We start from the raw sequence: 12,617 nt of genomic DNA, 5'->3' as shown, positions 1-12,617 counted from the left end.
CGCCATGTCCTCGGAAGGAAATCCGGCTGTCATGAAACTCTCTCAACGCCGGGCGTTTTCGCCCCGCAGCGCCGCCCTGGGGGCGGCAGTCCTGCTGCTCTCGGCTTGCAGCGGCGGCACACAGAACACCGCGAACTCGTCGGGTGACGCGGGGAAGCCACAGTACGGCGGCACACTGAAGTTCTACGACCCGGTGAGCTACAAGGCATGGCAGATAACGAACACCCTGTGGTCGAACAGCAATGTGACGACCAACCTCGCCGACCGGCTGACATGGCAGAATCCGAAGACCGGGAAGATCGAGCCCTGGCTCGCCAAGAGTTGGACGATCAGCCCGGACCATCTGACCTACACCTTCACGATCCGCTCCGGTGTGACGTTCAGCGATGGCAGCAAGCTGGACGCCGAGGTGGTCAAGCACAACCTCGACCAGCATGCCTTCGGCGACAAGAAGCTCGGCGTCGCACCGGATGAGTTCTTCGCGAACTACGCCGGCACGAAAGTCGTCGACCCGCGGACCGTCCGGGTCACGTTGTCGAAGCCCAATGCCGGTTTTCTCCAGGTGCTCTCGATCTACCGGACCGGCATTCTGGCCGAGTCCTATCTCAAGAAGGACTGGAACGACAAGGGCAAGCTCACCAGCCTGATCGGATCAGGCCCCTTCGTCGTCGCCGGAGGCAATGGCACGACCAATGTGGTCCTCAAACGCCGCGACGACTACAACTGGGCGCCGAAGAGCTTCAAGCACCAGGGCAAAGCGTATCTGTCGGAAATCCGCTACACGACCGTTCCGGAGCAGAGCACCGCTGTGGGCGCCCTGCAATCGCAGCAGGCCGATGTCGTACGCAACATCGCGCCGGATGACGAGGAAACGGTCAAGAGCTCCGGCGGTCAGGTCGAAGCGTTTCCGGCGCAGGGAGAAAGCAACGCACTCCACATCTCATTGGCGGCGAACGCGCCCACCCGGGACATCCAGGTGCGGCGCGCGCTCCAGGCGGCGACCGATCGCAAGGAAATCAACAACATCGCGCTCTCGCCCAGTTACGGGGTCGCCAAGAGCATCCTCGTCCACGGCACACCGAAGCGGCCGGACGGCAGCGCCTATCTGAAGTACGACCCGGCCAAGGCCAAACGGCTCCTGGAAGCGGCCGGCTGGAAGACCGGCCCCGACGGAATCCGGGCCAAGAAGGGTGAGCGGCTCTCGTTCACGCTCTATGTCACGCCGTACTACCAGGTTTCCCAGGCCGTGGTCGAAGTGCTCCAGTCGCAGTGGAAGAAGGCCGGGATCGAGGTGAAGCTCAAGAGTCCGTCACTGAGCCAGTACGAGGCGGAGATCGGCAAGAACACCGTCTTCACACAAGGTCAGCTCTCCCGGGCCGAACCCGATGTGCTGCGCTCCGAGTGGCACAGCGAACTCGCCGATTCGACCTACACCGAGCTCCCCGAACTGAACACGTTGCTCGAGGCCCAAGTCGCCGAGTTCGACCCGGCGAAGCGTACGGCGGACATCAAGGCCGTCCAGGACTATGTGCTCAAGAACGCCCTCGCCATTCCGCTGTACGACGAGACGCAGGTCTTCGGCCTGCGGCCGAACGTCCAGGGCTTCCAGACCGAGGCCGTGGCCCGGTCGCAGTTCTACAACACCTGGCTGTCCTGACCCATGGCCCGCTACGTACTCAAGCGCCTGGCGCACACCGTCCTGGTTCTCTGGGCGGCCTACACACTGGCTTTCATCCTGCTCACCGCGTTGCCCGGCAACGCGATATCCAATTTGATCAACAATCCGCAGAACCAGCTGACGCCGGAGGACGGCAAGCTCCTCAAGGCGTTCTACGGCCTCGACCATCCGGTGGTGGTCCAGTACGTCCATGCGCTGGACGCCCTGCTCCACGGGAACCTCGGGTACTCGCTGAGCAGCGGGGCGAAGGTGGCGGATCTGCTCGGTGACGCGTTGCCCGGCACCCTGCGGCTGACCGCGCTCGGTTTCGTCTTCGGATCGGTCATCGCGGCCGGAGTCGGAGTCGTCGGGAGCTACGCACGGTGGAACTGGCTGCGAACTCTTCTCCAGTCCTTCCCGGCCCTGGCCGCCTCGGTGCCCAGCTTTGTGATCGGAATCCTGATCCTCTACTCCTTCTCGTTCCAGCTGCATCTGATCCCCGCGGTCGACGACGGAACCTTCCTGGCCCTGCTGGGGCCCGCGGTCACCCTGGGGATCATGGTCTCGGCACCGCTGTCCCAGGTATTCAGCGCCTCGATCGCGGCGACCCGGCGACAGCCCTTCGTACACGTCCTCCAGGCGAGGGGGGCCGGGGAGCGGTACATCTTCGGACGCGGTGTCCTGAGGAACTCGTCCTTGCCGGTGCTCACCATGCTGGGCCTGGCCGTAGGCGAGTTGATCGCGGGCTCGGTCGTCACCGAAGCGGTGTTCGCACGGAACGGAATCGGTCAGATCACCCTCAACGCCGTCAACACTCAGGACCTGCCCGTCGTCCAGGGCGTGGTGCTGGTCGCCACCACGGGCTACGTCCTGGTCAACCTCGTGGTCGACGTGGTCCACCCGCTCATCGATCCGCGCATCCGGGCCGACATTCTCGCCGCGCGCCCGAAGAAGACCAAGGGTTCGGAGCAGGGGGCCATACCGGCCCGGCCCGGCCCGGAGGAAGCGACCTCTCCCCGGCTCCCGGAGGAGGTGGCCACGCGATGACGACGACAGCCGAGAACCCCGCGCCCTCGGTCGAAGCGCGGGATACCGCAGGGCCGGCGAAGGCGTCGCGAGGCCGTGCCATCGCGATACTGCTGTGGTCGATCCGTCACTGGTCGGTCGTGGTGGCGGGAGCGGTCCTCGTAGTGGCGGTTCTCTGGGCGCTGGTCCCCGGATGGTTCGCCCATTCGAGCCCGACGGCGATCGGGGCGACGGACAAGCTGCTGCCGCCGTCGAGCGCGCACTGGTTCGGCACCGACCGGCTCGGCCGCGATCAGTACAGCCGCGTCGTCCACGGCGCCCGCGCGTCACTGTCGGGCTCGGTGGTGGCCGTGCTCATCGGTGTCGCGGTGGGCTCGGTCTTCGGCGCCCTCGCCGGCTGGTTCGGCCGCTGGATCGACGCCGTCGTGATGCGACTGATCGATGTCGTGCTGTCCATTCCGGGTTTCCTGCTGGCCATCACCATCGTGGTCGTCCTCGGTTACGGGATCTTGCAGGCGGCGGCCGCGGTCGGCCTCACATCGTCGGCGGCCTTCGCCCGGCTCATCCGCTCCGAGGTGCTGCGCGCCAGGACGAGCCAGTACGTGGAAGCGGCGGTCGCGAGCGGCGCCCGTTCGTCGACGATCCTGCTGCGCCATGTGGTCCCCAACTCGCTGGGGCCGACGCTGTCGCTGGTCACCATCCAGTTCGGCATCTCGATCATCTGGATCGCCTCACTGAGCTTTCTCGGCCTCGGCGCCCAGCCGCCGAGCCCGGAGTGGGGCCGCCTGGTCGCCGATGGCCGCAACTTCTTGGCGAGCAAGCCCTACCTGGTGGTCTATCCGGCGCTGACCGTCGCCGCGGTCGTCCTGGCCGGCAACCGTCTCGCCCGCCATTTCGCAGAGAGGCAGAAACGATGAGCGGTGACGTGGCACAGCGGGCCGCCCGAGACGGCACCCCACCCCCTGGTCCGGTCCTGGCCGTGGAGGATCTGAGCGTCGGCTATCAGCTCGGGCACAGTACCAAGACGGCTGTGCGGAACATCTCGTTCGAACTCGAACCGGGCCAAGTCCTCGCTCTGGTCGGTGAGTCCGGCTCCGGCAAGTCCACGATCGGACACGCCATCCTGGGACTGCTGCCCGCCAACGGCCGACTGCTCGGCGGTTCGGTCAGGTTTCAGGGCCGCACCATCAGCGACCTGCCCGGTGGTCAGCTGCGGGAGCTCCGGGGACGCGCGATCAGCCTGATCCCGCAGGATCCCACGGTCTCCCTCGATCCGGTCCGTCGGGTGGGCCCGCAGGTCGAAGACGTCCTGCGCCTGCACACCGGCCTCGACAGCGAGGCGCGGCGCAAAAGGGTCCACGAACTCTTCGCGCTGGTGGGATTCGACGACGTCGAGCGGCGCTTCCGGCAGTTTCCCCATGAGCTGTCAGGCGGCATGCGGCAACGGGTGCTCATCGCGGCCGCCGTGGCCGCCGAGCCCGATGTGATCGTCGCCGACGAGCCGACCTCCGGCCTGGACGCGACCGTCCAGGCCCAGGTACTCGATCTCATCGACGACCTGCGCCGCCGCGGCGGCACCTCGGTGGTGCTGATCACCCATGACCTCGGCGTCGCCGCGGACCGTTCCGATCTCGTGGGTGTGGTCCGGGACGGACGGCTGGCCGAACTCGCGCCCACGGGGGTGTTCGTCCAGAACCCACGGGACGAGTACAGCAGGCACCTGCTGGACAACGTGCCCTCACGGCTGAGCTTCACCAGGGACAGGGACAGGGGCAGCGGAACCGCCCCCGGGGACCCGGGGCCCGCGGTCGAGGTGAGGCACCTGAGCAAGCACTACGGCGGACACGCCGCGGTCGACGACATCTCCTTCACCGTGGCGCGTGGCCAGACCTTCTCGATCGTCGGGGAGTCCGGCAGCGGCAAGTCGACAACGGCACGAATCCTCACCGGCCTCACCCGGGCGACGGCGGGGCGGGTCTCGCTGCTCGGAACCGAGGTCGGCACCCTGGACACCAAGGCGTTCCGCCCACTGCGCCGCGATGTCCAGATCGTCTTCCAGAACCCGTACGCGTCCTTCGATCCGCGATTCGACGTCCTCTCGGTGGTCGAGGAGCCGCTGCGGTCCTTCCAGCCGGCGGGTTCCGCTCGGCGTCGCCGACAGGAGAACCGTGACCGGGTGGTCGCGGCGCTGGAGGCGGCGTCGCTGCCGGCCTCGTTCCTCCATCGTCACCCCCGCGAATTGTCCGGGGGACAGCGTCAGCGGGTCGCGATAGCGCGCGCACTCGTGCTGGAGCCGAAGGTCGTGGTGCTCGACGAGCCGATCTCCGCCCTCGATGTGTCCGTTCAGGCCCAGATCCTCGAGCTGCTGGTCGGGCTCCAGAGCGAGCTCGGCCTGACGTATGTCTTCATCTCGCACGATCTGGCCGTTGTGCGGGCGATCTCCGACCGGGTGGCGGTGATGCGGCGCGGCGGGATCGTGGAGCAGGGAGAGACCGCCCAGGTCTTCGAGAGCCCCGCTTCCCCCTACACCGCCCAACTGCTCGGTGCCATAGCCGGCCGGCGACTGGCCATCCGCTGATCCATGAAGGAGCCCCATGAGCGACCCGTCCCACGCGCTGGAAGAGGCCGTGGCCGAGTTCCGCAGGATCTTCCAGCGGCTGGAAGCGGAGGCCGGTGTCCGCGACCAGTCCCGTAAGCACCCGCATGAGTTCGTACGCGAACTGGCCGACGCCGGATTCGGCCGTCTGCGCGTGCCGATCGCACAGGGAGGCTTCGGCGTCGACCTGCCCACCCTGTTCCGGCTGCTGGCCGAGGCGGGGAAGGCCGACTCCAACATTCCGCAGATCCTGCGGGGCCACTTCACCGCGGTGGAGATACTGCGGCACGCGGACGACCCCGACATCGGCGACCACTGGCTCCGCAGGATCGCGGAGGGCGCCGTGTTCGGCAATGCCCAGTCCGAGGCGGCGGGCACCAGCCCGGACTTCGGCATCTCGACACGCGTCCATGAGGTGGACGGCCGCAGGGTGGTCAGCGGCACCAAGTTCTACTCCACCGGTTCGCTGTTCGCCGACTACATCCGCGTCGCGGTCGCGGACGACGACGGCAACCGCTGGTTCGCCGTGGTTCCCGCGCGGCATCCGGGCGTCACCCACGCCGAGGACTGGGACGGAATCGGGCAGCGTCTGACCGGGAGCGGTACGACCGTCTTCGACCGCGTCCCCGTCGAGGAGAACGGGGAACTGGGCCGGTTCAAGGAGAACCTGCGCTCCCTCCCGGCCTTCGTGCAGCTCGTACACCTGGCCAACCTCGCCGGTATCGCCCACAGCCTGGTCGACGAGACCGTCACCGTGGTGAGGTCCCGCACCCGCACCAGCCTGCACGCACTGTCCGAACAGGCCACCGAGGACCCCGAGGTGCTGGGTGTCGTCGGTCGCCTCCACACCCGTGCCCTCACGGTGGACTCCCTGCTCAGGACGGTCGCCGAGGGCCTTGAGACGGCCGACCGGGACGGTTCGCAGCAGGCGCACACCGCCAACTACATCGATGTGTCGGCCGCGCAGATCGCCATCGTCGAGGCCGTTCTCGACGCCGCGACCATCGCCTTCAACGCCGGCGGCTCGTCAGCGGTCCGGGAGAGTGCCCACCTCGACCGGCACTGGCGCAACGCCCGCACCCTCGCCTCGCACAACCCGGTCATATACAAGCCCAGGGTCATCGGCGCGTTCGTCGTGAACGGTGTCGCCCCGCAGTCGTCGTACGACCGCGGCCGGCGGTCCCAGGAAGGTCGGCAACAGTGACTCGCCAACTGCACATCAACGTCAACATCCTCAACGCCGGTGTCTTCGGCGGCTCGTGGCGCTTCCCCGGGACCGACGGGCGGGCGAGTTACACCATCGAGCACTACACCAGGATCGCCAAGAAGGCGGAGGCGGCGAAGCTGGACGCGGTGTTCCTCGCCGACGGCCCGGTCCTCGAGCCTCTCGTCCGCCACCGGCCCGGCAACAACCTGGAGCCGACCACCGTGCTGGCGCGGATCGCCGCCCAGACCGAGCGCATCGGGCTGATAGGAACGCTGTCGTCGAGCTACAACGATCCGATCGAACTCGCCCGCCGGGTGGGCGACCTGGATCACCTCAGCGGTGGCCGGGTCGGATGGAACGTCGTCACCACCGCGGGCGCCGCCGCCGCACGCAACTTCGGACGGCCGGGCGAGCCCGAGCATGCGCAGCGGTACCGGCGGGCGGCGGAATTCACCCACCAGGTCATCGCCCAGTGGGCGGACCGGCGGACGTTCGCCTCTCCGCAGGGGCGCCCCGTTGTGGTGCAGGCCGGTGGGTCCAGCGACGGACGCCGCCTGGCTTCGCGCGTCGGCGAAGTGATCTTCTCCGCGGACCAGGACATCGACGACGCCACGTCGTTCCGTGACGAGATCCGCGCCGGCGCGGTGGAATTCGGACGCCGTCCCCAGGACGTCGTCGTCCTGCCCGGCCTCTCGACCGTACTCGGCAGCACCGAGGAAGAGGCCCGCAGGCGGCGCGAGACGCTCGACGAGATCCTTCCCGACGCCTACGCGCGACAGCGCCTCGCGGGCCAGCTCGGCTTCTCCCTGGAGGGCCTGTCGGACGACGAACCCATCCCGCGCGAGCTGCTGGTCGAGCCGGACCGGGCCGGTGGCTCACAGACCTTCTACCGGGTCGTGAAAGCCATCATCGACAAGGAGAATCCCACGCTCGGCCGGCTGCTGCGCAAGCTGAGCGGCGGTGGCGGCCACCGGATCGTGGTCGGCACTCCGGAGCAGGTCGCCGACGATATCGAGCTGTGGTTCCGGCAGGGCGCGGCCGACGGCTTCAACGTCATGCCCGATGTACTGCCGTCCGGATTCGACGACTTCGCCGACCAGCTGATTCCCGAGTTGCGGCGCCGCGGTCTCTTCCGCCGTGAGTACGACGACACCACACTGCGCGGCCACCTCGGCCTCCAGACGCCCGGTCCGCCGCGCCCGTCCTACGTGTCCGCCGCACCCGGAGCCACCCGCTAGGCCAGGAGGGCCGGAACACCTCATGACCAGAACCATCGTCCTCGACCTCGCGGTCGGATCCTCCCGCTCCGCCGCCGACGCGATCGAGATCGCCGCGGTGGCCCGCGATACGGGCGTGACCGCGGTGCGCCTCCTCGACGGCGATCCGGATGACGTACTCGACACCACGGTGGTCGCCGCCCACCTGGCCGGTCGTTTCCCCGAGTCGCACTGGATCGTCGACGCTCCGACGACACACAACGCGCCGTACAACCTCGCCCGCCGGGTGCTGTCACTGGACCGCGCCACCGGGGGCCGCACCGGCCTGGCCCTGCGAGCGGGAGACGGTGACGAGGTCAGCGAGGCGACGGTGCCCGACCGGACGGCCACGGCGCGGCACCGGCGGTGGGCCGAATACGCGGGTGTCCTGACCGGTCTGTGGGAGAGCTTTCCCGCCGCGGCCTTGCTCGGTGACCAGGCCACCGGCGTCTTCGCGGAGTCCACTCTCATCAAGCCGATCGACCATGAGGGCCGGTTCTACCGCGTGGCGGGGCCACTCGACGGACCGTCCTCACCGCAGGGCCGGCCGGTGCTCGTCGCCGATGCCCGCGACGATCTGGACTGGGCCGATGTCGTGGCCCTGGCCGATGCCGTCGTCGTCTCCCGGGCCCGGGCCCCGGAGGCGGCCGCACGGCTGGCGGAGGCGTTCGAGCGCGTCGGCCGGCGGCGCGCGGACATCGCGGTGCTCGGCCGGGTCGAGCTGCCGGCGGACGACACCACCGCGGAGCGGACCGCCACCCGGTTGGCCGACTGGGCCGAGCGGTACGACTTCGACGGGCTGGAACTCGTCCCGACGGGCGACCACGACCGCCTTCTCGCCCTGCTGCGAGCACTCGTGCCACGTCTCGGGCCCTCCGGCGGAGCGACCCTGCGCGCCGCGCTCGGCCTGCCCGAACCGATCGGAGCCGGTTCATGACCTGGACGCTCCATGCCACCGGCCGGGCCACAGACCCGGCCGCCCCGCCGACCGTGGCGGGCATCCGCGCCGCGATCGCGCCGGTCCTCGCGGAGCTGGCCGCGACCGCCCGCCACCGTGAAGATACCCGGGACCACCCGTTCGGGCAGGTACGCGCGCTCGCCGAGGCACGGTTGCTGCTGATCGGTATTCCCTCCGAGGACGGCGGCGCGGGCGGGACATCGCGCGATGTCGCCGAGGTGGTCATCGACCTCGCCCGGGCCGATTCCAGCGTCGCCCAGGCACTGCGATCGAGCTTTCTCATCGCCAACCGCGTCGCCGTACGCCATGACCTGCCCCACCGGGAGCGCTCACTGGAGCGACTGCGACACGGCGACCTCTTCGCCGCCACCGGCAATGAGCGAACCGGCGGCGCGAGCGGCTCCGTGGCCACCACCCTCCGCCGTGACGGCTCCGGCCATGTGCTCAACGGCACCAAGTACTACAGCACCGGCGGTCTGTACGCCGCATGGTTCGGCGGCACCGCGGTCGACGAGAACGGCGACATCGTCCAGTTCACCGTTCCCACCGATCGGGAAGGCGTCGAACGGCTCGATGACTTCGACGCCGTCGGCCAGCGCCTCACGGCCAGCGGAACCACCCGGCTGACCGACGTCCGCGTCACCGATGACGAACTCGTCCGCATCGACAGGAACGAGCTGCGCAATCCGTGGCTGGGATCATTCGCCCAGCTCTACCTGGCCTCGATCCAGGCCGGTATCGCCGCCGCGGCGCTCGACGACGCGGTCTGGTTCGGCCGGGAGAAGGCCCGTCCGATCAAGCACAGTACGGCGGGCAGAACTATCGACGACCCGTATGTCCGGCATGTCGTCGGTCAGATGGCGGCCCGCGTACACGCCGCCCGCGGTTCCGTCGTCCTCGCGGCCGAGGCACTGGAGCGGGTCCGGCACACCCCGGACGACGAGGTCCGCACGGCCGGCGCGACCGCGGCCATCGCCGTCGCCCAGGCGCAGTACATCGCCATCGAGTCGGCTCTCACGGCGGGGGAGCTGCTCTTCGACGTCGGCGGAGGCTCCGCGACCGACCGGGAGTACGCCTTCGACCGGCACTGGCGCAACGCCCGGACCGTCGCCAACCACAATCCCCGGGACTGGAAGGCAGCCGTGGTCGGCGCCTACCACCTGGCCGGTGAGGAACCACCGACCACCGGGCTCTTCTGAAACCACACCCGGCCCGCGACCCCTACCAAGTCTTCCCACGTCCACGAAAGGACACCCGTTCATGCCGGCCTCCGGACCCTTCGAAACCACTCACCACGCGGCGGACGACCGCTACACGAAGCAGGAGTACCGACGTACCGGTGACTCGGGCCTCGACCTGCCCGCCTTCTCCTTCGGCCTCTGGCAGAAGTTCGGGACCGACTACCCCTACGAAACCCAGCGCGAGATCGTGCCGCACGCCTTCGACCTCGGAATCACCCATTTCGACAACGTCAACCGCTACGGCCCGCCGCACCGCGCCGCGGAGAAGTTCTTCGGGACGGTGCTGAGGAAGGACCTCGCACCCCACCGGGACGAGCTGATCCTGTCGACCAAGGCAGGCAACCCGATCGGCCCGAGCCCGCTGACCGATGAGGAACTCGCGCTCATCGACCGGCACGGCGTCCACGGGACCGGTGTCCGTGTCTGAGGGGACCTCCGAGCGGACCGGGGCGGTCGGAGCCGGGGTGGCGGACGGCCGCCCCTTCCGGCTCGCCTTCCTGCTCCACCTCGACTCGGACCTCGCCCCCGCCGCGGCCTACCGACAGGCCATCGAGCTGTTCGTCGCCGCCGAACGACTCGGCTACGACTCGGGCTGGGTGATACACCGCCACTTCCGCCAGGGCAACGAGCATGTCTCCGCCCCACTGGTCCTGCTGGCCGCGATCGCCGAGCACACCACCCGCATCCGGCTCGGCACCGGTGTGCTCGTCCTGCCGCTCGCCGACCCGCTGGCCGTTGCCGAGGACGTGGCCGTGCTGGATGAGCTCAGCGGCGGGCGGGTGGAACTGGGCGTCGGCTCGGGGCCGTTCCCCACGGCCTGGGAGGCGTTCGGCCGCAGCCTCGAAGACAAGCGGATCCTCTTCGACCGGAACGTGGCGAAACTCCACGAGGTCCTGGAGGGCCGCCCGGTGAACACCGCCGGAGAGGTGCTGCACCCTCCGGGCACCGGAGTGCGGCAGCGGGTGTGGCAGGCGACCACGAGCGACCCGGGGCGGGCCGTCGACGCGGCGATCGCGGCCGCCGGGGCCGGCGACGGGTTGCAGCTTTCCCGGGCCGGCGACTGGACCGGCCGGCAGACCGTCGAGCAGCAGGCGGCTGTCGTCGCCGCGTATCGCGAGGCCGCGGCCGCGGCCGGGTACGAACCGCGTGTCCAGGTCTCGCGCGCGGTCTATCCGCACCCCGACAGCGCCGGTGCCCTGCGCGCTGTCGCCCCCGGTGTACGCCGCTGGCAGTCATGGGCGTCCAGGCGCCGTGCTGACACCGAGGTCGGCGTCGAGGAGTACCTCGAGCGCGACCGGGCACTGCTCGGGCCGGCCGGGGCGATCGCCGAATCCCTAGCCGCCGACCCGTCCCTCGCCGGAGCCACCGACCTGCTCGTCAGCTTCGTCCCCGGCGTGCCGGGGTTCGACGAGCACATCCGGCTGCTCACCGCCACCGCCCGGGAGGTCGCACCACTGCTCGGATGGCATCCGCTTCAGGAGCCGTGCGACTGCCGCACGCCGATCCGCTGACCTACTTGGACGTCGACCACTTCAGCCGACTCGCGAAGGCCGCCGAGGACGCCAAGATCGACGCGGTCTTGGATCATGTGAGCAAGGGACGCGCCGCGGTGGACATCGTGACCACCGGAACCACCGCGGCCGCGGCGAACTTCGGTCTGGAGGACCACCCGTCTCGGTCTGCCCACGGACAGGTTCGGGCCCGACGACACCATCACGATCGACGATCTCCGATCTCGCAGGCACGTGGACTCTTCCGGAAGGAGTATCCAGCCGGCACACTCCGCGAACACTTCGGGCTCCCATGGCCGCGGTACGTCCGCGCCGCCGCCGAGCGGCCGGACCCTCGCGCGCAGCGGCTCACCGAATTCGGCTGACTCGCCCCGGCGTCCGAGACCGGCGCCGGGGTGCCCGCCTGCCGTCAGAACAGCTTCCGCAGGATCAGCTCCAGGGAGAACTCCACGTGTTCGCGTGCGGTCGTCGCCGCCCGTTCGGCGTCACGGGCGCATACCGCCGTGATGAGCTCGTCGTGCTGCCGGGAGGAGCGGGCGAGCTCATCGGGGCTGTAGAGGGCCGCCAGCCGGGTGTTGAAGTGGAACAGACGGTTGGCCTGGATCGCCGCCAGCAGCCGGAGGTTGCCCGATGCCGCGTTGATCGCGTCGTGGAAGCTGTCGTTGTTGCGGGCGCGGTCGTTCAGTACCGTCGGGTCGTGGGCGGTCATCCTCGGCCGCCAGCCCTCGATCACCTTGAGCTGTTCCGGTGTGGCTCGTCGGCCGGCCAGGCGGGCGGCGTGGCTTTCGAGCCCGCACCTGACCTCGTACAGCTGGACGATCTCGTCCTGGGTGTGCTCATGGACGATCCAGCGCCGTCGATGGGAGTCGATGAGCCCGTCCGCCTCCAGCCGCTGCATGCTCTCGCGCACCGGCGTACGGGAGACACCCAGCCGGGCGGCGATCTCGTCTTCGACCAGCGCGGCGTTGGGCCGCAGCACACCGGCGGTGATCTCGCGGCGCAGCGTCCAGTACACCTCCTCCGAGCGCCGGGTACGCGGGCGGGGCGGCGGAGCGGCGTCCCGTGCGGGGGCCTCGGCGGGCGCGCGCTCCACGGGTTCCGACTGCACTGGATTCTGGGTCATCCGTTCCGATTCCTCATCGCCTGGGGACTGGTGTGCGGCGGC

At 69.4% G+C, this 12,617-nt stretch carries 12 protein-coding genes; 11 read left to right on the top strand and 1 reads right to left on the bottom strand.

The features are described 5' to 3' along the window. Positions 1 to 31: 31 nt before the first annotated feature. The 11 genes from AB0E24_RS06600 (at position 32) to AB0E24_RS06550 (ending at position 11,817) form a co-directional block, all read left to right on the top strand. Positions 32 to 1,657, top strand: a complete 1,626-nt coding sequence (locus AB0E24_RS06600) for an ABC transporter substrate-binding protein (RefSeq protein WP_351381671.1) — start codon at positions 32 to 34, stop codon at positions 1,655 to 1,657. A 3-nt stretch (positions 1,658 to 1,660) separates the two neighbouring features. Further along, a complete protein-coding gene (locus AB0E24_RS06595; RefSeq protein WP_359375133.1) occupies positions 1,661 to 2,704 on the top strand; it encodes an ABC transporter permease in 1,044 nt (347 codons plus the stop codon). Further along, positions 2,701 to 3,600, top strand: coding sequence for an ABC transporter permease (locus tag AB0E24_RS06590; RefSeq protein WP_147965051.1), 900 nt, complete (start codon positions 2,701 to 2,703; stop codon positions 3,598 to 3,600). The genes AB0E24_RS06595 and AB0E24_RS06590 overlap by 4 nt, the downstream gene beginning before the upstream one ends. After that, positions 3,597 to 5,261 (top strand): dipeptide ABC transporter ATP-binding protein, encoded by a 1,665-nt coding sequence (locus AB0E24_RS06585; protein ID WP_359375132.1) that lies wholly within the window; start codon positions 3,597 to 3,599, stop codon positions 5,259 to 5,261. Before AB0E24_RS06590 ends, AB0E24_RS06585 begins: the two co-directional genes overlap by 4 nt. A 16-nt stretch (positions 5,262 to 5,277) precedes the next feature. After that, complete coding sequence (locus tag AB0E24_RS06580; protein ID WP_359375131.1) at positions 5,278 to 6,483, top strand: acyl-CoA dehydrogenase family protein; 1,206 nt, start codon at positions 5,278 to 5,280, stop codon at positions 6,481 to 6,483. Next, the gene (locus AB0E24_RS06575; RefSeq protein WP_359375130.1) at positions 6,480 to 7,724 is read left to right on the top strand and encodes an LLM class flavin-dependent oxidoreductase; all 1,245 of its coding nucleotides are present in this window, start codon (positions 6,480 to 6,482) and stop codon (positions 7,722 to 7,724) included. The genes AB0E24_RS06580 and AB0E24_RS06575 overlap by 4 nt, the downstream gene beginning before the upstream one ends. 22 nt (positions 7,725 to 7,746) lie before the next feature. After that, a complete protein-coding gene (locus AB0E24_RS06570; RefSeq protein WP_351381688.1) occupies positions 7,747 to 8,679 on the top strand; it encodes an LLM class flavin-dependent oxidoreductase in 933 nt (310 codons plus the stop codon). Continuing rightward, positions 8,676 to 9,899, top strand: a complete 1,224-nt coding sequence (locus AB0E24_RS06565; RefSeq protein WP_359375129.1) for an acyl-CoA dehydrogenase family protein — start codon at positions 8,676 to 8,678, stop codon at positions 9,897 to 9,899. Before AB0E24_RS06570 ends, AB0E24_RS06565 begins: the two co-directional genes overlap by 4 nt. Before the next feature lie 61 nt (positions 9,900 to 9,960). Continuing rightward, a complete protein-coding gene (locus AB0E24_RS06560; protein ID WP_435865248.1) occupies positions 9,961 to 10,368 on the top strand; it encodes an aldo/keto reductase in 408 nt (135 codons plus the stop codon). Beyond that, entirely contained in the window at positions 10,361 to 11,452 is a 1,092-nt protein-coding gene (locus AB0E24_RS06555) for an LLM class flavin-dependent oxidoreductase (RefSeq protein WP_359375128.1), read from the top strand. Before AB0E24_RS06560 ends, AB0E24_RS06555 begins: the two co-directional genes overlap by 8 nt. Beyond that, positions 11,425 to 11,817: a hypothetical protein gene (locus AB0E24_RS06550; protein WP_359375127.1), complete on the top strand. Its 393-nt coding sequence runs from the start codon at positions 11,425 to 11,427 to the stop codon at positions 11,815 to 11,817. The genes AB0E24_RS06555 and AB0E24_RS06550 overlap by 28 nt, the downstream gene beginning before the upstream one ends. Before the next feature lie 44 nt (positions 11,818 to 11,861). On the opposite strand, the gene AB0E24_RS06545 is transcribed toward AB0E24_RS06550, so the two are convergent. Next, positions 11,862 to 12,575, bottom strand: coding sequence for a GntR family transcriptional regulator (locus AB0E24_RS06545; RefSeq protein WP_359375126.1), 714 nt, complete (start codon positions 12,573 to 12,575; stop codon positions 11,862 to 11,864). Positions 12,576 to 12,617: the final 42 nt, after the last annotated feature.

It is taken from the genome of Streptomyces malaysiensis subsp. malaysiensis, from assembly GCF_040653035.1.
Lineage (GTDB): Bacteria > Actinomycetota > Actinomycetes > Streptomycetales > Streptomycetaceae > Streptomyces > Streptomyces malaysiensis.
This window is presented reverse-complemented; position numbering and strand designations above follow the sequence as displayed.